The following is an 18189-nucleotide window of genomic DNA, read 5'->3' on the forward strand; positions in this document are numbered from 1 at the left end:
CACACCCGTTCCCATACCGAACACGGCAGTTAAGCTCTTCAGCGTCGATGGTAGTTGGGGGTTTCCCCCTGTGAGAGTAGAACGTCGCTTGGTTTGATGGAGGATTAGCTCAGCTGGGAGAGCACCTGCCTTACAAGCAGGGGGTCGGCGGTTCGAGCCCGTCATCCTCCACCATATGCCGACTTAGCTCAATTGGTAGAGCAACTGACTTGTAATCAGTAGGTTGAGGGTTCAAGTCCTTTAGTCGGCACTCTTTTTGAGCCATTAGCTCAGTTGGTAGAGCATCTGACTTTTAATCAGAGGGTCGAAGGTTCGAATCCTTCATGGCTCACCATTTTCTCAAAAAGAAAATATTTGCGGGTGTGGCGGAATTGGCAGACGCGCTAGACTTAGGATCTAGTACTTCGGTGTGGGGGTTCGAGTCCCTTCACCCGCACCATTTATAATTTAAAAGCAGTATACGCGGAAGTAGTTCAGTGGTAGAATACAACCTTGCCAAGGTTGGGGTCGCGGGTTCGAGCCCCGTCTTCCGCTCCACATATGCTGCCGGGGTGGTGGAATGGCAGACACACAGGACTTAAAATCCTGCGGGGGTTGACCCCGTGCCGGTTCGAGTCCGGCCCTCGGTACCATTTATAATATGCGCCCGTAGCTCAATTGGATAGAGCGTTTGACTACGGATCAAAAGGTTATGGGTTCGAGTCCTTTCGGGCGCGCCATATTGTATCACCTGTAATTCTAAACGGGAAGTGGCTCAGCTTGGTAGAGCACCTGGTTTGGGACCAGGGGGTCGCAGGTTCAAATCCTGTCTTCCCGACCATTTAAAACATGGGGCCTTAGCTCAGCTGGGAGAGCGCCTGCCTTGCACGCAGGAGGTCAGCGGTTCGATCCCGCTAGGCTCCACTTAGAAAACTTAAATGAATTATTATGGCGGTGTAGCTCAGCTGGCTAGAGCGTACGGTTCATACCCGTGAGGTCGTGGGTTCGACTCCCTCCGCCGCTACTTATTTTTTTTAGGACCTTTAGCTCAGCTGGTTAGAGCAGACGGCTCATAACCGTCCGGTCGTAGGTTCGAGTCCTACAAGGTCCACCACTTATCAATGGAGTAATACCCAAGTCTGGCTGAAGGGATCGGTCTTGAAAACCGACAGGGGTGTAACAGCCCGCGGGGGTTCGAATCCCTCTTACTCCTCCATTTTTATTAAATCTCATATTAATGAATCTAACTTAGTTAGGATTCACATTATCGCGGGGTGGAGCACGAACGAATATGCTTCGAAGGAATTACTTCAGCATACCAATCGAGCCGCTACTTGCATAAACATCCTGAGATTGGGATGGTCTTAAAGAAATAAACTTCATGGATCTAATTAAAATAGTATCCACATTATCGCGGGGTGGAGCAGTCTGGTAGCTCGTCGGGCTCATAACCCGAAGGTCGCAGGTTCAAATCCTGTCCCCGCAACCAAATGGTCCCGTGGTGTAGCGGTTAACATGCCTGCCTGTCACGCAGGAGATCGCCGGTTCGATCCCGGTCGGGACCGCCATTTAAGATGGCTCGGTAGCTCAGTCGGTAGAGCAGAGGACTGAAAATCCTCGTGTCGGCGGTTCGATTCCGTCCCGAGCCACCATCTTAAATAAGTTGAACTAGTTATGGAAACGTACAATATTTAAGATAAATAATTTAATTAAGCCGACTTAGCTCAATTGGTAGAGCAACTGACTTGTAATCAGTAGGTTGAGGGTTCAAGTCCTTTAGTCGGCACTCTTTATGGCGGTCGTGGCGAAGTGGTTAACGCATCGGATTGTGGTTCCGACACTCGTGGGTTCGATTCCCATCGGTCGCCCCATATTATGCGGGTGTAGTTTAATGGTAAAATAGAAGCCTTCCAAGCTTCGGTCGTGGGTTCGATTCCCATCACCCGCTTTTTTATAAAATTTAATGGGCCTATAGCTCAGCTGGTTAGAGCGCACGCCTGATAAGCGTGAGGTCGATGGTTCGAGTCCATTTAGGCCCACCATTAAATTTATAATTAATTTTTCCGCAGTAGCTCAGTGGTAGAGCACTCGGCTGTTAACCGAGTGGTCGTAGGTTCGAATCCTACCTGCGGAGCCATTATGATAGAGAAGTACCCAAGTGGCTCAAGGGGCGCCCCTGCTAAGGGTGTAGATCGGGTAACCGGTGCGAGGGTTCGAATCCCTTCTTCTCTGCCATATTTTTTTTTGGCCCGTTGGTCAAGCGGTTAAGACACCGCCCTTTCACGGCGGTAACACGGGTTCGAGTCCCGTACGGGTCATAACTAAAGCTCAGTTATTTGTGATAACACAGGTAACTGAGCTTTTTATTTGTCTTTATAATTAGGGACTCAAACAACAATATGAGAAAGATTTCCTCTATCATCACTGTAGCAGTGATAACTCCGTTCGATTTATATAAACAGTCGAATCCAATAACGCCTCGCAGCAAATCATATCACCGGATCTTATTTAATGGTGGTTTTCAGTAGTATAACTGGACAAATAGATGCCTTCTAGAGCTATTTATATAGAGCATCCATCTTAAACTCCGAATAGGTAACGTTAAACGTAATATTCCCAAATAATGAAAATGTTTTAATGTGAACTTCTCAAATAAAATGCTTTTTGAAAAAAAAATGGACGAACCTAATTATTAATATAAAAGCCAAGAATATTCACTTTATAAAATAGTCTGATTATTCTTCTGCTTTTTTAAACGCTTTAATTTCATCATCTAAAAGGGCATTCGTTACTAATCCTTCATTCAACTCAGTATTATTGTCCCAATCGAATTCATCCCCTAGTTCTTTAATAAAATCAATTAATCACATCTATAATTAGAAAAGATAATTTGTGTTTATAGATACTAACAAACAAATAAATATTTCCACATACGTGCAAAATATTTTCAATCTCTTTTACAAATATAGTAATAGAAACAACGCATTTCAGAAGTAGCTCTCCATGGTGTAAACCTGCACTCTTCCTTTGAACTTCATTCGGGTTACATACATATTTCTCACTTTAAAACTAATAGCCGTATCACTTAGTTTAAACTCCAACACGATTATATCCTAGCACTTAATTGCAATATCAGTATTATTCATAAATATTATTACTATTATGGAATCTTCAACAACTGTTTTTACTTCTATAATTTGTTTATGAAATGATGAATATCTTTAAATACTTTAACGGAAAAATAGAAAAGATTTTCAATTTGAGAGAATTGTTAGGAGATAGACTATATTTAAAGTCATTCCTTCTTTATACTTACCCTTAATATTTAATCTGAAATTAGAAAGCAAGAAATTGAAAGCTAGCGAAGGATCTTGATGCTAAAATGTGAATAGCTAAAGATGAGGTGAGTGATCGAATGAACGGATTAAATAATCAAGTTATGTGGACTGCAGTTGAGGAATGTGATGAAAACTATGATGGCGTTTTTATTTATGCAGTAAAGTCTACTGGAATCTGTTGTAAGCCTTCGTGTAAGTCAAGAACCCCTTTAATAGAAAATGTATCGTTTTATCCATCACTTTCATTAGCAATAAATGATGGTTATCGTCCATGCAAAAGATGTCAACCTGACTTACTTCACACAAGTGAGGAGGATATAATTTTTTCAGCCAAACGCTTTATTGAAAAAGAGTATCGAAGTAGTTTATCTTTAGATCGGTTAGCAATTGAAGTAGGAGTAAGTAAATTTCACTTACAGAGATTATTTAAAAAGTCTACAGGTTTCTCTCCGCTAGAATATGCAACTAAGTTGAAAATGAATGAGGCTGCGAGATTGCTAAGAGAGACTGATGAAACGATAACAGAAATAGCACATAATCTTGGTTTTAAAAGCTCAGCACATTTTTCCAACATGTTTCGCCAGCATTTAGATTACACTCCTTCAAGTTTTAGAAAGGGGTTAAATAAATGAAATTAAAAGATGGAATGGCGTTATTTAGCCTAGCAGCGTTATGGGGGGCCTCTTTTTTATTTATTAGAATCGCTTCACCTGTTTTTGGACCTTTTCTAACAATTCAAGCAAGAGTTACATTTGCTTCTATTGCCTTGGTATTATATTTAGTTTTCACAAAGAAGTCATTACACTTTAAGAAGAGATGGAAACAATTTTTAATAATTGGGATGTTAAATGCTGCAATTCCATTTACTTTAATAGCTATATCAACATTGTATCTAACAGCTTCTATGTCATCAATTTTAAACTCTTTGACACCTTTATTTACTGCACTTGTCGTATGGATATGGATGAAGGAAAGTTTGAGTATGCGAAAATGGCTTGGGATTGTTATAGGAGTAATCGGAGTAATCTTACTTGTAGGATGGAGCTCTATTCCATTTACTTTCGATGTTAAAATTGCAGTGGGACTTGCTGTTTTATCGACCATTTCATATGGACTTGCAGGTGTTTACGCAAAGAAGGCATTTATTGGAGTTCCACCAATATCACTCGCAGCTGGACAACAAATCGGTGCCTCAATTATACTTTTACCATTTACATTACTAAATTTACCGACCTCGACAATTAACGTGACGATATTGGCTATATTGTCGGTTATAGGATTAGCATTATTTTGTACTTCAGTAGCGTATTTATTGTATTTTTATCTAATCGAAAGTGTTGGACCGACTAAGACATTAAATGTTACATTTTTAATCCCTGTATTTGGAATGATTTGGGGAGCTCTTATTTTAAAAGAACATATATCTTTAGGAATGCTGTTCGGCTTTATTGTCATATTATGTGGTGTATTCCTAATTTCAGGCATTCGGTTAAAAGCATTAGCAACGAGTAAACACATGGAGATTTAGGCGTCCAAAAAAATAATAGATAATCTAAAAAGGATCTTCGTAAACATGCGAGGATCCTTTTATTTTGCTCCACTGTCATCTCTTCAGATTGTTATCTTATTAAATTTTGTACATAGAAGATTCGACATAAGAGTTGAATTGTCATTATTGCATCCTAAAGTTAGAATTTACTTCCAATTTAGCAGCAAGGATTCTATAAAAATTTTAAAACTTTTAAAATTTTTTCTAAAAACAATTCTCCTTCTCAATCCGACAATCTTCTACAATTCTTTTTAAATACAAAGATTATATGATTTTAAAACGCGAATTATGTATGGAATTTTATGAAAAATCAAAAATTTACAAATTATTACAAGGGTTTTCAAAGGGGAAGTGAATAAATATACAATTATATTCGTTCGACAAATTCGACATTTTTACGACAAACGCAATAATGGCAACGTTTTCATGAATGACTATTCATTTTGTTGAAAAAAATTTTGAATTTTTTTTGCATAAATACAAGGTGATTAGATATATTTGTAGAATATTAAGAGATAGAAGAATTTAAGAGATTGTAATGAGGTGAGGATGTTGCTTTTGACACGGCCAACTGAGTTTGATGTGCATTTATTCCATGAAGGAAGTTTATTCCATAGCCATGAATGCTTTGGTGCACATGTAGTAAAAAAAGGGAATAAAGTTGGAACTACTTTTACAGTGTGGGCTCCACATGCGAAGGGTGTCTCAGTTGTAGGGGACTTTAATAATTGGAATGGTTTAGAGCATAAAATGGAAAGGTTGAATAATCAAGGGATATGGACGATATTTATCCCAGAAATTGGTCATGAGACGGTATACAAATATGAAATTTCAACCAAAAAGGGTGATATTTTATTAAAAAGTGATCCTTATGCTTTCTTTAGTGAACTTCGACCGAATACTGCTTCTGTTGTTTACGATCTTTCAGGATACAAATGGAAAGATGCAAAATACCGTAAGCAGAAATTTAAAAAGTCTGTTTATGAAGAACCAGTTTTAATTTACGAAGTGCACTTAGGGTCTTGGAAAAAGAAGAAGAATGGTGATTTCTACACATATGCAGAATTAGCTACGGAATTAATTCCATATGTTAAAGAGCATGGTTTTACTCATATTGAGATTTTACCGTTAGTCGAGCATCCATATGATCGATCGTGGGGATATCAAGGGGTAGGGTATTTCTCTTCCACTAGTCGATATGGAAATCCTCATGAATTAATGAATTTTATAGATGAATGTCACCAGAATGGGATAGGTGTCATAATGGATTGGGTGCCAGGTCATTTTTGTAAGGATTCTCATGGATTATACATGTTTGATGGAGAACCAACATATGAATATGAAGGTTACGATGCTAGAGAAAATGAAGTATGGGGAACAGCGAATTTTGATTTATCTAAACCAGAAGTAAAATCATTTCTTATTTCAAATGCCTTATATTGGATGGAATACTTTCATATTGATGGTTTCCGAGTAGATGCGGTTGCCAATATTTTGTATTGGAAAAATAGAAATGAAGAAAATCCTTTTGCAGCTTCTTTTTTAAGAAGATTAAATGAAGTGGTATTTGAGCATGATCCACAAGTATTAATGATTGCGGAAGATTCTACTGATTGGCCATTAGTTACTGCACCTACATACGAGGGTGGACTAGGATTCAATTTCAAGTGGAATATGGGTTGGATGAATGACGTTTTGACCTATATGGAAACTCAACCAGCTGAAAGGAAGCATCATCACAATAAGATGACTTTCTCGTTTTTATATGCCTTCTCGGAAAACTTTGTTTTGCCTTTTTCACATGATGAAGTAGTACATGGTAAAAAATCATTGCTCAATAAAATGCCTGGTACATATGAAGAAAAGTTTGCTCAACTAAGAGCATTATTTGGTTATTACTTATCTCATCCGGGTAAGAAACTTTTATTTATGGGAAGTGAATTTGGTCAGTTCGATGAATGGAAGGATTTAGAGCAAGTTGATTGGATGATAAAAGATTATGAATCTCATACGAAGATGAACAAATACTTCAAAGAATTATTATCAATTTATAAAAAAAATAAGTCACTTTATGAAGTTGATAATCATTGGGATGGATTTTCTTGGATTGATGCAAATAATTCAGATCAAAGTGTATTTTCATTTATCCGTAAAGGGAAAAACAAAGAAGATTATGTCATAGTAATTTGTAACTTTAGAGAGATTTCTTATGACTCATATCGAATTGGTGTACCTGCAAAGCACCGATATAAAGAATTACTTTCAAGCAATTATGTGCAATTTGGTGGCGATAGTAAAATCAATCGTTCATCCATTGAAGCAGAAGAATTACCATTTCATGGTTTACCATACAGTATTGAAATAGCACTACCTGCGTTTAGTTTTACTATCATACGTCCAGTCAAAATGCGAAAGGGGATTAGCAGCAATGGTTCAGAAAAAATGCGTAGCAATGTTACTAGCAGGGGGAAAAGGGAGTAGGTTAAGTTCTTTAACAAAAGAACTAGCAAAACCAGCCGTAGCTTTCGGAGGTAAATATCGAATAATTGATTTTACTTTAAGTAATTGCACAAATTCAGGCATTGATACTGTTGGGGTGCTAACTCAATATCAGCCACTTGTCCTAAACTCTTATATCGGTATCGGAAGTGCATGGGATTTAGATCGCTTAAATGGTGGAGTTACTGTTTTACCGCCATATTCAGAAGCGTCTGGCGTTAAATGGTATACAGGTACTGCAAGTGCGATCTATCAAAATTTAAATTATTTAAAACAATATCAACCTGAATATGTGTTAATCCTTTCAGGTGATCATATTTATAAAATGGACTATAGCAAAATGCTAGACTATCACGTTGAAAAAGATGCGGATGTATCTATTTCTGTCATCGAGGTTCCTTATGAAGAAGCTAGCCGTTTCGGAATTATGAATACGAATGAGGAAATGGACATTGTAGAATTTGAAGAAAAACCTCAAAATCCGAAAAGTAATTTAGCTTCAATGGGAATTTATATTTTTAAATGGAATGTTTTAAAAGAGTTTTTAGAGATGGATGACCGTAATCCAGAGTCTAGTAATGATTTTGGTAAAGATGTTATTCCATTATTACTAGAAGAAAAGAAAAAAGTGGTTGCTTATCCTTTCAAAGGCTATTGGAAAGATGTAGGTACAGTAAAAAGCTTATGGGAAGCAAATATGGATTTATTAAATGAAGAAAGTGAACTAAATATATACGACCGCGATTGGCGCATATATTCAGTTAATCCGAATCAACCACCACAATATATTGCACCTACAGCAATCGTTGAAGACTCACTAATTAATGAAGGTTGCGTTGTTGAAGGTTTTATATCACATTCAGTGTTATTCCAAGGTGTAACAATCGGAGAGGGCAGTATGATTAAGGATTCTGTCATTATGCCAGGTTGTGTAATTGGAAAGGATGTTCGAATTGAAAATGCGGTAGTAGCTCCTGGGATGAATATTCCTGATGGAAGTCTATTAGGTCCTGAGAAAGATTATGAAGAGGTAATTTTAGTTACGAGCGAAGTTTAAGAGGTGGCTCATTCCTCAAAAAGAAAAATAGATTGAGAGGGTTATTTGATGAAACATACTATGCTAGGAATAATTGAGGCGTCAACACATTTTGAATCTTTAAAGCCGTTAACACAACATCGACCATTAGCAACACTTCCTTATGCAGGTCGATATCGTTTGATCGACTTTATGTTAAGTAATATGGTGAATTCAGGTATTACGAGTGTCGCTGTATTTCCCGATCAACCTTATCGATCAATTATTGATCATCTAGGCTCAGGTAAACACTGGGACTTAAATCGAAAAAAAGATGGGCTATTTATCTTTACACCAGAACCTAGTGATGGAGCTTTTGGTACTTTTGATTTTATTGATAAGCATATCCAATTTTTACAACGTGCGACTCAAAAGTATGTAGTTGTAGCAAATACATATACTATTTGCTCAGTCGATTTTAGACCAATTTTAAAGAGACATATCGAAACAGATGCACAAATTACCGAGTTAAAGCAATTTGGTAAATCTTTAAATATCTATATACTTGAAAAAGAGTTACTGTTAAAGCTTTTTGAAAACTTCCATGAAAAAGGCTATGAAACAATTATGGACGTTGTGCGCGATCAAAATAATGAAGTCGAATTAAAAGCATATGAAATTCCTCAACAAGTGGCAATCATTCAAACAATTGAGGATTATTTCGAGCAAAGTATGAAATTATTAAATCCTGAAATTTGGAATCAATTATTCTTAAAATCTTATCCTGTCTTTACAAAAGTTAAAGATGAGCCACCAACAAAATATTCAAAAGAAGCAATTGTAAAAAATTCAATTGTAGCTAATGGATGTGTAATAGAAGGAACTGTTGAAAATAGTATTATTTCAAGAGCGGTGAAAATTGGTAAAAATACGATTATTCGCAATTGTGTTGTTATGCAAAAATCAAACATTGGCGATAATTGTATATTAGATGGAGTTATATTAGATAAGGATGTTCGAATAGAAGATGGCGTTGAAATAAAAGGAAGCTTAAATGAGCCAGTAGTGCTTCAAAAAGGTTCAGTTCAAGGAGCGTTGATTCAGTGGTAAATGTTTTATATATTGTCTCAGAGTGCGTACCATTTGTTAAATCGGGAGGGCTTGCAGATGTTGCAGGCGCCCTCCCTAAATATTTAAATAAATTAAATATGAATGTAAGAGTAATGCTTCCATTCTACTCGTTAATTCCAGCTAAATATAGAGAAGAAGCTAGGCTTGTAAAAGAACTCTCTATAAATCTAGGATGGAGAAAACAGTATTGTGGATTATTTGAGTTAAAGGTTGAAGGTACGACTTATTATTTTATTGATAACGAGTATTATTTCAATCGAGATAAGTTATATGGTCACTACGATGATGGAGAGCGTTATGCATTTTTCTCATTAGCAGCGATTGAATGCATTAAGGAGTTAGATTTTATCCCTGATGTTATTCACTGTCATGATTGGCATACAGCAATGATCCCATTTTTCATGAAAGAATATGGCGCATTAAAAGATATTAATCCAAAAATGAAATCTGTTTTTACAATCCATAATCTTCAATTCCAAGGTGTATTTTCTAAAGTAGTAATGGATGACATTTTAGGAATTGATGAGCAATATTTTAGCGATGACTATTTAAAATTTTACGATTGTATCAACTTTATGAAAGCCGGAATCATTTCTAGTGATATCGTAACAACTGTTAGTCCAACTTATAAAGAAGAAATCAAGCATGAGTTTTTTGGAGAGCAGCTAGATGGACTATTACGTGAGCAAGATCACAAACTTTTCGGAATCGTTAACGGAATTGATGAAACAATTTATAATCCAGCTACTGACCAAAAAATACATGCTAATTACGATGAATTTACAATCGAAAATAAAGCAGAAAATAAATTGAAACTGCAAGAGTCGCTTGCCTTAAAAACGGACGAAAATATTCCAGTTATAGCGATGGTTTCTCGTTTAACAAGTCAAAAAGGAATTGACCTTATTACACACGTATTCCCTCAAATAATGGATCATAACGTTCAAGTAATCATTTTAGGTACTGGTGAAGAAGAGTTCGAGAACTTTTTTAAAGCAATGGAACATAATTATTATGACAAAGTAAGGGCCTATATTGGATTTGATGAAAGTTTTGCCCACCAAATTTATGCAGGTGCAGATTTATTCTTAATGCCTTCTTTATTTGAACCATGTGGTTTAGGGCAGCTTATTGCAATGAAGTATGGCTGTGTCCCAATCGTAAGGGAGACTGGGGGGCTAAATGATACTGTCCAGGCATATAATGAAGAGACGAAGAGCGGAAACGGCTTTACATTTACGAACTTTAATGCTCACGATATGCTTCACACAATTGAACGAGGGCTTAGTGTATACGAGGATAAAAAGAATTGGAAATCAGTAAGGAAAAATGCAATAAATAGAGATTCAAGTTGGTTAAAATCTGCTAAAGAATATGCAAAATTATATATGCAATCTTCAAAGTAAAAATCTTATAGGGTGAGGTGATTCCATGTTTTCTAGTGTGGAGGAATTTGAGTGGTGTTTTAAAGAAAAACTAGAAAGTATGCATGGAAAGAATATTGCAGAAAGCACTACTCAGGAGCAGTTTCAAACACTTGGTACGATGATACGTGAACATATAAGCGGTAATTGGTTAGGAACGAGTGAACAATACCGTTTAGAGCGAAAAAAACAAGTTTATTATTTATCAATTGAATTCTTACTAGGTAAACTTTTGAAAAGTAATTTAATTCATCTAGGCCTTAGAGAGTTATGTGAAACAGGTCTTGGGAAATTAGGCATTACTTTAAGTGATCTGGAGGAATTTGAAAGTGATGCAGGTCTAGGAAATGGTGGCCTCGGCCGCCTAGCATCGTGCTTTCTTGATTCCTTAGCTTCTCAAGACTTACCTGGTCATGGATGTGGCATACGCTACAAACATGGCCTATTTGACCAAAAGATTGTAGATGGCTATCAAGTTGAGCTCCCAGAACAATGGCTGAAATACGGAAATGTTTGGGAAGTTCGAAGAGATGATGAAGCAATTGAGGTACTATTTGGTGGGGAAGTAGAAGTATATAATAACAAAAATCGATTAGAGTTCAGAATTCACAGTGCAGAAGCAATCACAGCAGTACCATACGATTTACCGATTATTGGTTATCATACAAATACGGTAAATACATTAAGATTATGGAGTGCAGAAGCGTCTACACATTCCTCGAATAAAACATTGATGAAATATAAGAGAGAAGCAGAAGCGGTCTCCGAATTCTTATATCCTGATGATACACATGATGAAGGAAAGATTTTACGTCTAAAGCAACAGTATTTTCTTGTTTCTGCAAGCATTCAAAGAATAGTAGATTCATATAAAGAGCAATACGGTAATATTCGTAAGCTTCACGAAGAAATTGCGATTCATGTAAATGATACACATCCAGTTTTAGCGATTCCAGAGTTGATGAGAATTTTAATTGATGTTGAAAAGCTATCATGGGATGAAGCTTGGGAAATTACAACTCAAACGATTTCCTATACGAATCATACAACGCTCTCTGAAGCGCTTGAAAAATGGAGAGTTGATTTATTTAAGCCTTTATTGCCAAGGATTTATATGATTGTAGAAGAAATAAATGAAAGATATTGTAAAGAGCTTTGGAACAAATACCCAGGTGATTGGGATCGAATAGAACAAATGGCTATAATTGCTCATGGGGTCGTAAAAATGGCTCATCTTGCAATTGTAGGTAGTAAGAGTGTAAACGGAGTTGCAGAAATTCACACTGAAATTTTAAAGCAAAGAGAAATGAAGCTCTTTTATGAGCATGAGCCATTTAAGTTTAATAATAAAACAAATGGCATAACTCATAGAAGATGGTTACTTCAATGTAATCCAGAGCTTAGTAGCTTAATAAACGAGTCGATTGGGGACGGGTGGATCCACGAACCAACTCAACTTGACAATCTATTGAACTATCAAAAAGATGAAGCCTTCTTATCAGAATTTATGAATGTAAAGAAAAAGAGAAAAGAAGTGCTCGAAAATTATGTTCACTATACAAATGGAATTGCGTTAGACACAGATTCAATATTTGATATTCAAGTGAAACGGATGCATGCATATAAAAGACAATTACTAAATGTTTTACATATCATGTATTTATATAATCGTTTGAAGGAAGATTCACATTTTAAAATGCATCCTAGAACGTTTATATTTGGAGCGAAAGCATCTCCGGGTTACTATTTTGCGAAAAAGATTATTAAATTAATTCATTCTGTGGCAGATATCGTTAATAATGATCGCTATATAAGTCAATTTATAAAAGTCATCTTTATCGAAAATTACCGTGTTTCGTTAGGAGAAATCATTTTCCCTGCAGCTGATGTCAGTGAACAAATCTCAACAGCAAGTAAGGAAGCATCAGGAACTGGAAATATGAAATTTATGATGAATGGCGCACTTACGATTGGGACGCTAGATGGAGCAAATATTGAAATCTTAAGAGAAGTTGGCGAGGAGAATATTTTTACTTTCGGACTTACAGCGGACGAGGTTTTAAATTATTACCAATACGGTGGATACAAAAGTAGTGATTATTACCATCATGATCTTAGAATTAAAAAGGTATTAGATCAATTACTCCATGGATTATTTCCATTACCAAGAGAAGAATTTGAGCCGATTTTTGATTCACTCATGTCCTATAATGACGAGTACTTTTTATTAAGGGACTTCTCTTCATATGTAAAAGCTCATGAATGTATTAATAATACTTACCAAAACAAACAAGACTGGGCATTAAAAAGTCTTCATAATGTCGCAAAATCAGGCTTTTTTACAAGTGATCGTACTATACGTCAATATGCTTCAGAAATATGGAATATACACGAAAGAACTTTACATCACACTTAAACCTCCTCTTATTTTATTAGGAGGTTTTTCATATAATTGTGTAAAGCAGGAAAGGAGAGATAAGTTGAAATTCCTTTCAGTCGACTATGATAAAGCCTTAGAATTACTACTTTGCATTGAACAGGCGTATACTCAGTATGATGAAGATGGACAATTTATGATACCTGCAGATTATTCATTAGTTGATACAATCAAAGCATGTGTTTTTAGCGAGCCGGAGTGGTTTGGTTATATTATTGAAAATGAAGATTCTATCATCATCGCATTTCGAGGAACGAAATCAGATTTAGATTGGTTAGCTGATTTGAAAATTGATCAAGATTTATTTCCTTATGTGATGGGTGGTGGAAATGTACACTCAGGTTTTCTATCAATTTATCAATCTTGTCGAGAAATGCTTTTAGCAATTGTAAAAGTAAAGGCTCTCTCAAAAAAAATATTCATAACCGGGCATAGCTTAGGTGGATCATTGGCTACCTTATTAGGTTATGAGATTGCAATGAATGGAATTTGTAACCCGAATGTTTATACATTTGGCTCTCCAAAAGTTGGCAATATAAAGTTTAAAGAAAATTATGATGAAAATGTAAGGCATAGTTTAAGATTTGTTAATTTATATGACATGGTTCCTTTAAGCCCGCCTTTTAAAGTAGAAATAAAGCCCTTGCACATTTATTTAGAATACGTTCAAGTGAAACATCCAATCACTTTTTCACTAAATAAGGGATCAATTAAAAATAGCCATCTCTTATCGACTTATATCGAAGGGGTTAAAAAGATGAAGCTGGATTATGACTATACCCCAACATATACTTATAAATTGCGCGAAGCTGAACCATTGGAAGAGGAAGTAATCTAATAATCAAACAAAAAAACTAGTCAAATGAGACTAGTTTTTTAAGTTACAGCGTAAAAAATGGTTTATTCTTTACCGTCTAATAAATTCCCTAGGCCACCTAGAATACTTCCTTCTTCTCTAGATGAATTTGGTAAGTATTGACCAATTCGAGATGCTAATCTTGCTAAAGTTAGTGATTGAACCCAAATTGTTCCTGGACCTTGAAGTGTAGCGAAGAATAGACCTTCTCCACCAAATAAAGCCGTTTTTACATTTCCAACGTACTCAATTTCATAGTTAACATTACCAGTAAAACCGACAATACATCCAGTATCAATCTTAATTTTTTCACCTGGTTGTAGTGTTTTTGAGTAGATTGAACCACCTGCATGCAGGAAAGCAAGACCATCGCCTTCGAGTTTTTGCATAATGAAGCCCTCACCACCAAATAGTCCTGTACTTAATTTCTTTCTAAACTCGATTCCAACTGAAGTTCCTTTTGCAGCAGCCAAGAATGAGTCCTTTTGACAAATAATTTTATTTCCATATTCATGTAAATCCAGCGGTATAATTGTTCCCGGATATGGAGCAGAGAAGCTTACTGTTTTTAATGAGCTAGTTCGGTTCGTAAAGCTAGTCATAAATAAGCTCTCACCTGTCACAAGACGCTTTCCAGCTCCAACTAGTTTTCCAAATAATCCGCCGCTTTGCTGAGAACCATCTCCAAAAATTGTTTCAAGCTCAATTCCATCGTCCATCATCATCATTGCTCCAGCTTCAGCAACTACTGTTTCATTTGGATCAAGCTCTACCTGTACAAATTGCATATCATGGCCATGAATTTTATATGTAACTTCATGTGAATTTTTCATTGTTATTCCTCCTTATAGTTTCACTATACAAATATTGTAATATGAAATTCTAGTTTTTTAATTATAAATAATTTGATAAATTACTACAGAATCCTCAAATATTATTGCCAATCGATGTGAAAATATAACGATTTTATTGAATTAAATTAGGTCAAAATATACAAAAAAATAAATTTGACGAATTATATAAAAAATTCTTTCAATTTACCCTTAGTGTCATTGACGCTCTTTTTTATATATGATATATTTAAGTTACTATTAACTGCATATTTATTTGAAGGTAAGAAATTAACGATACATTTGCACTACAAAATTCTTAGTAACGCTCATTTTTCTTTGTCTTGAAAAGAAGTTTTGACCACTTTCAATGTTGTAGCAATCCTAAGCCGATTGGACAATGACGTTCTTTTTCTTCATCCCTCTTTTATGCACGTTTTAATAGTGTATATATGTATTTTTAGGAGGTATTATCGATGGAATTCGGTAAAGTTAAATGGTTTAACAGCGAAAAAGGTTTTGGATTCATCCAAACTGAAGGTGGAAACGACGTATTCGTACACTTCTCTGCAATTCAAGGCGAAGGTTTCAAAACTTTAGAAGAAGGTCAAGAAGTTCAATTCGAAATCATCGAAGGAAACCGTGGACCACAAGCAGCTAACGTAAACAAAAAATAATTTTTGTTATGTTCAAGGCATCCTTATTTAGGATGCCTTTTTATTTTAATCTATTAATCTATATATTTAGTAAGTAAATATTATAATTTAGGTAGGTAGCAAAGATCGACCAAAGTGAATAAGGGATTAGTAAAATAAATGAAGTTTTTGAATGTTTATAGGCAGTGATTGCTAAAAGTATAGCTGTTACTGATACAAATCCGCAGTCTATAGTAGCTAATAGGATATCTTTTTGTTCGAATTGAAAGAAACTAAATAACTGGTTAAATAAATAATTAATAATAAATAAAATAAAAAACCATTTTGCCTTTTTAAATGATTCGACCATTGAAACGACTATACATACGCTTAGCGAAATAAAAGAATACAAGAAAGCCCAAATGATACCGATTGTTTTTCCTGATGGGGTATAGCTAGGTTTATGTAGACTATTATACCAATTAAAATCAATTGGAAATAAAATAGAAGCTACAAAAAATAAGCAGTATAAGGAGAAAAATAATACGATTAACTTTATATTCATAAACCCTCCTTAAATAAGATGTCTTGATTTAGTATATGTCTGTATTTCGAAAATATAAAAACGACTACCATAAAAGTAATCGTTTTTAAATGAAAGCAATAATTTAATACTTTTCTATGTCTTTTACATCGATTTCGGATAGTTCTCCGTTTAAGGCTTGTTCTTCATAGTCATCAAGATCTTGTTCATACTGTTCATGCTTTTTAGAAGGGTAGACGGTTCGTTCTTTACCATATATATCAGTGCCGATAAAGTTTTCAAATTCTTCAACATATCCTACATTTTCATAGCTCTCAGTATAAGTGTTTTCATACTCCTCAATATTATTAAATTCAAAATCAGAAGGTGTTTGTGAATTTCCATATCGTTCAACATCTTGTAGAGCGTCTTCAGCGTCATACATCATTGAGCGGTCTTTAGGATCCCTACTAAATGGAGGATTTAGAACTTCTTCCTCAATTGGACGATCGTATCTTATAGAAGAACTTGAAATATGTTGATCATGGGTATGCTCAATTGTTGCTTTCGCTGTAGGAAGTGCTTGTAAACGTTCAAAGGGAATTTCTTCACCACTAATTTCACATATGCCATATGTTCCATTTTCAATTTTTTGCAGCGCAGTATTTACATCGGTTAATTCATTTCTTAAATGCTCATGAAGAGAAATGTCTTTTTCGCGTTCAAACAATTCAGTACCTAAATCACCAGGGTGGTTGTCTGCAAGTGAAAGTTCATCGACTGAATCCCTGAGTGAATATGGTGTAAAGGCTGGATCATTTAATCTTTCTTCTATATGTTGTTTTTGTTTTAGTAATTCAGTTTTAAATGTTTGGATTTGTGATTGTGAAAGCATCATGCTCCCCCTTTTCAATAAATGAATATGGCTATCCATATTTTGTTCAAAAAGGGAGAAAACATGAGTTAAGTTTTTTGAGGAATTGAATTGTCTTAATTAGGAAAAAATATTTCCAATTATTAAGCCTATAACAAGAAGGAATCCCATTATAGTATTTGTTTTTGCTGTCGCTGCCATAGCTGGCATCATTTCCATTGGTTGAGTTTTACCAATAAAACCTTTTGTTGCTTTAATCGCTACAGGTATACTTGCTAAAGCAATCAGTGCAAAAGGTGTAATTAAATTCATTATGACAAATAAAATTACTAATGCATATGCAACGGCAAACATTGAACCAATAAAGATAATTGAATTCTTTTTACCTAATAAGATAACGAGTGTTTTGCGTCCATTTTCTTTATCATTATCTAAATCACGTATATTGTTTGCAGTTAAAATTGCTCCAATTGTAATAGAAGTAGGAATTGAAAGTAAAATTACATTAGATGGTAAATTTCCAGCTTGGATATAATAAGTAATTCCAATAATGACGACACCCATAAAGAAGCCCGCAACTAATTCTCCAAATGGAGTGTATGCAATTGGAAGTGGTCCTCCAGTGTAAAAATAAGCTGCTGCCATACATATTAGACCAATAACTGCGATCCACCAGCTACTTTGAATGCAAATATAAATACCTAAAAGTAGTGCAATACCAAAAAAAGAAAAAGCGAGTGTTAATACAGTTGAAGGTTTAATGCCATCTCTTACGATTGCTCCTCCGATTCCGACAGAACCTTCATGATCTAGGCCTCTTTTATAATCATAATACTCATTGATCATATTTGCTGCTGCTTGGATTAATAAACTTGCAATAAGCATCGAAAGAAATAAAAGTAAATGAAATGAATGATCTATATGTGCTAACATTGCACCGATCGCAACAGGAATGAACGCTGCGGTTAATGTATGTGGTCTTAACAAATTCCACCATGTTCTAAAACCTGTTGAGGAAGTTGGTGATTGAATTGTTGGTTGCATTTTTAACATCCTCCTTTTTATTATTATTTGAAAATGTAGGCCATTTTACTTTAAA

At 35.3% G+C, this 18189-nt stretch carries 13 protein-coding genes, 22 tRNA genes and 1 rRNA gene; 32 read left to right on the forward strand and 4 right to left on the reverse strand.

The genetic code is table 11. The features are described 5' to 3' along the window. The 31 genes from rrf to ACFCYN_RS05505 all read left to right on the forward strand — a co-directional run. Positions 1–93: ribosomal RNA gene (rrf, locus tag ACFCYN_RS05355) — 5S ribosomal RNA — on the forward strand; the annotation flags it as partial. Between the two features lie 5 nt (positions 94–98). Further along, positions 99–174 (forward strand) — tRNA-Val (locus tag ACFCYN_RS05360). Positions 175–177: 3 nt separating this feature from the next. Next, positions 178–250 (forward strand) — tRNA-Thr (locus tag ACFCYN_RS05365). Between the two features lie 8 nt (positions 251–258). After that, positions 259–334 (forward strand) — tRNA-Lys (locus ACFCYN_RS05370). Between the two features lie 22 nt (positions 335–356). Next, positions 357–439: transfer RNA gene (locus ACFCYN_RS05375), tRNA-Leu, on the forward strand. Positions 440–462: 23 nt separating this feature from the next. Further along, positions 463–537 (forward strand) — tRNA-Gly (locus ACFCYN_RS05380). An 8-nt stretch (positions 538–545) separates the two neighbouring features. Then, positions 546–632, forward strand: a tRNA-Leu gene (locus ACFCYN_RS05385). A gap of 10 nt (positions 633–642) precedes the next feature. After that, a tRNA-Arg gene (locus tag ACFCYN_RS05390) sits at positions 643–719 on the forward strand. 24 nt (positions 720–743) lie between these two features. Next, positions 744–820, forward strand: a tRNA-Pro gene (locus ACFCYN_RS05395). Positions 821–830: 10 nt separating this feature from the next. Continuing rightward, a tRNA-Ala gene (locus ACFCYN_RS05400) sits at positions 831–903 on the forward strand. Between the two features lie 26 nt (positions 904–929). Beyond that, positions 930–1003, forward strand: a tRNA-Met gene (locus tag ACFCYN_RS05405). Positions 1004–1016: 13 nt separating this feature from the next. Next, positions 1017–1093, forward strand: a tRNA-Ile gene (locus ACFCYN_RS05410). 9 nt (positions 1094–1102) lie between these two features. Beyond that, positions 1103–1195: transfer RNA gene (locus tag ACFCYN_RS05415), tRNA-Ser, on the forward strand. 196 nt (positions 1196–1391) lie between these two features. Continuing rightward, positions 1392–1468: transfer RNA gene (locus ACFCYN_RS05420), tRNA-Met, on the forward strand. Between the two features lie 3 nt (positions 1469–1471). Beyond that, positions 1472–1547 (forward strand) — tRNA-Asp (locus tag ACFCYN_RS05425). 8 nt (positions 1548–1555) lie between these two features. Then, positions 1556–1631, forward strand: a tRNA-Phe gene (locus tag ACFCYN_RS05430). A 61-nt stretch (positions 1632–1692) separates the two neighbouring features. After that, a tRNA-Thr gene (locus ACFCYN_RS05435) sits at positions 1693–1765 on the forward strand. A gap of 9 nt (positions 1766–1774) precedes the next feature. Continuing rightward, positions 1775–1850: transfer RNA gene (locus ACFCYN_RS05440), tRNA-His, on the forward strand. Positions 1851–1856: 6 nt separating this feature from the next. Further along, positions 1857–1927: transfer RNA gene (locus ACFCYN_RS05445), tRNA-Gly, on the forward strand. Positions 1928–1944: 17 nt separating this feature from the next. Beyond that, a tRNA-Ile gene (locus tag ACFCYN_RS05450) sits at positions 1945–2021 on the forward strand. A 20-nt stretch (positions 2022–2041) separates the two neighbouring features. After that, a tRNA-Asn gene (locus tag ACFCYN_RS05455) sits at positions 2042–2116 on the forward strand. Between the two features lie 7 nt (positions 2117–2123). Beyond that, positions 2124–2214 (forward strand) — tRNA-Ser (locus tag ACFCYN_RS05460). A gap of 11 nt (positions 2215–2225) precedes the next feature. Then, positions 2226–2297, forward strand: a tRNA-Glu gene (locus ACFCYN_RS05465). Between the two features lie 1097 nt (positions 2298–3394). After that, positions 3395–3949, forward strand: a complete 555-nt coding sequence (locus ACFCYN_RS05470) for a bifunctional transcriptional activator/DNA repair enzyme AdaA (protein WP_375948027.1) — start codon at positions 3395–3397, stop codon at positions 3947–3949. Continuing rightward, on the forward strand, positions 3946–4845 hold the full coding sequence (locus ACFCYN_RS05475; protein ID WP_375948029.1) for a DMT family transporter: 900 nt from the start codon (positions 3946–3948) through the stop codon (positions 4843–4845). The genes ACFCYN_RS05470 and ACFCYN_RS05475 overlap by 4 nt, the downstream gene beginning before the upstream one ends. Before the next feature lie 570 nt (positions 4846–5415). Further along, positions 5416–7347, forward strand: coding sequence for a 1,4-alpha-glucan branching protein GlgB (glgB, locus tag ACFCYN_RS05480; RefSeq protein ID WP_375948031.1), 1932 nt, complete (start codon positions 5416–5418; stop codon positions 7345–7347). Beyond that, on the forward strand, positions 7295–8422 hold the full coding sequence (locus ACFCYN_RS05485) for a glucose-1-phosphate adenylyltransferase (RefSeq protein ID WP_375948033.1): 1128 nt from the start codon (positions 7295–7297) through the stop codon (positions 8420–8422). Before glgB ends, ACFCYN_RS05485 begins: the two co-directional genes overlap by 53 nt. A 48-nt stretch (positions 8423–8470) precedes the next feature. After that, positions 8471–9490: a GlgC family sugar phosphate nucleotidyltransferase gene (locus ACFCYN_RS05490; RefSeq protein WP_375948035.1), complete on the forward strand. Its 1020-nt coding sequence runs from the start codon at positions 8471–8473 to the stop codon at positions 9488–9490. Then, positions 9484–10917 carry a glycogen synthase GlgA gene (gene glgA, locus ACFCYN_RS05495; RefSeq protein WP_375948037.1) on the forward strand — a complete coding sequence of 478 codons (1434 nt, stop codon included), beginning with the start codon at positions 9484–9486 and terminating at the stop codon, positions 10915–10917. Before ACFCYN_RS05490 ends, glgA begins: the two co-directional genes overlap by 7 nt. Positions 10918–10942: 25 nt before the next feature. Next, positions 10943–13351: a glycogen/starch/alpha-glucan phosphorylase gene (locus ACFCYN_RS05500; RefSeq protein ID WP_375948039.1), complete on the forward strand. Its 2409-nt coding sequence runs from the start codon at positions 10943–10945 to the stop codon at positions 13349–13351. A gap of 64 nt (positions 13352–13415) precedes the next feature. Next, positions 13416–14210, forward strand: a complete 795-nt coding sequence (locus ACFCYN_RS05505; RefSeq protein ID WP_375948041.1) for a lipase family protein — start codon at positions 13416–13418, stop codon at positions 14208–14210. Between the two features lie 62 nt (positions 14211–14272). Here ACFCYN_RS05505 and ACFCYN_RS05510 read toward each other — a convergent pair whose 3' ends face one another. Continuing rightward, on the reverse strand, positions 14273–15061 hold the full coding sequence (locus tag ACFCYN_RS05510; RefSeq protein WP_172447106.1) for a TIGR00266 family protein: 789 nt from the start codon (positions 15059–15061) through the stop codon (positions 14273–14275). Positions 15062–15534: 473 nt separating this feature from the next. Here ACFCYN_RS05510 and ACFCYN_RS05515 point away from each other — a divergent pair, with 473 nt between their 5' ends. Further along, positions 15535–15735 carry a cold-shock protein gene (locus tag ACFCYN_RS05515; RefSeq protein ID WP_098121901.1) on the forward strand — a complete coding sequence of 67 codons (201 nt, stop codon included), beginning with the start codon at positions 15535–15537 and terminating at the stop codon, positions 15733–15735. Between the two features lie 58 nt (positions 15736–15793). On the opposite strand, the gene ACFCYN_RS05520 is transcribed toward ACFCYN_RS05515, so the two are convergent. The 3 genes from ACFCYN_RS05520 to ACFCYN_RS05530 all read right to left on the reverse strand — a co-directional run bounded on the left by ACFCYN_RS05520 (position 15794) and on the right by ACFCYN_RS05530 (position 18134). Next, positions 15794–16258, reverse strand: coding sequence for a TspO/MBR family protein (locus ACFCYN_RS05520; RefSeq protein ID WP_375948043.1), 465 nt, complete (start codon positions 16256–16258; stop codon positions 15794–15796). Between the two features lie 103 nt (positions 16259–16361). After that, positions 16362–17111, reverse strand: a complete 750-nt coding sequence (locus tag ACFCYN_RS05525) for a TraR/DksA C4-type zinc finger protein (protein WP_172447108.1) — start codon at positions 17109–17111, stop codon at positions 16362–16364. A 99-nt stretch (positions 17112–17210) separates the two neighbouring features. Then, the gene (locus ACFCYN_RS05530) at positions 17211–18134 is read right to left on the reverse strand and encodes a 1,4-dihydroxy-2-naphthoate polyprenyltransferase (RefSeq protein WP_172447109.1); all 924 of its coding nucleotides are present in this window, start codon (positions 18132–18134) and stop codon (positions 17211–17213) included. Positions 18135–18189 lie beyond the last annotated feature (55 nt).

Origin of the sequence: Gottfriedia sp. NPDC056225 (assembly GCF_042267765.1) — a bacterium.
Lineage (GTDB): Bacteria > Bacillota > Bacilli > Bacillales > Bacillaceae_G > Gottfriedia.

Coding starts and splice junctions, on each gene's coding strand:
- glgB (WP_375948031.1), top strand. CDS start 5,416: ATGTTGCTTTTGACACGGCCAACTGAGTTTGATGTGCATTTATTCCAT.
- ACFCYN_RS05515 (WP_098121901.1), top strand. CDS start 15,535: ATGGAATTCGGTAAAGTTAAATGGTTTAACAGCGAAAAAGGTTTTGGA.
- ACFCYN_RS05510 (WP_172447106.1), bottom strand. CDS start 15,061: ATGAAAAATTCACATGAAGTTACATATAAAATTCATGGCCATGATATG.
- ACFCYN_RS05525 (WP_172447108.1), bottom strand. CDS start 17,111: ATGCTTTCACAATCACAAATCCAAACATTTAAAACTGAATTACTAAAA.
- ACFCYN_RS05520 (WP_375948043.1), bottom strand. CDS start 16,258: ATGAATATAAAGTTAATCGTATTATTTTTCTCCTTATACTGCTTATTT.
- ACFCYN_RS05470 (WP_375948027.1), top strand. CDS start 3,395: ATGAACGGATTAAATAATCAAGTTATGTGGACTGCAGTTGAGGAATGT.
- ACFCYN_RS05475 (WP_375948029.1), top strand. CDS start 3,946: ATGAAATTAAAAGATGGAATGGCGTTATTTAGCCTAGCAGCGTTATGG.
- ACFCYN_RS05490 (WP_375948035.1), top strand. CDS start 8,471: ATGAAACATACTATGCTAGGAATAATTGAGGCGTCAACACATTTTGAA.
- ACFCYN_RS05500 (WP_375948039.1), top strand. CDS start 10,943: ATGTTTTCTAGTGTGGAGGAATTTGAGTGGTGTTTTAAAGAAAAACTA.
- ACFCYN_RS05530 (WP_172447109.1), bottom strand. CDS start 18,134: ATGCAACCAACAATTCAATCACCAACTTCCTCAACAGGTTTTAGAACA.
- ACFCYN_RS05485 (WP_375948033.1), top strand. CDS start 7,295: ATGGTTCAGAAAAAATGCGTAGCAATGTTACTAGCAGGGGGAAAAGGG.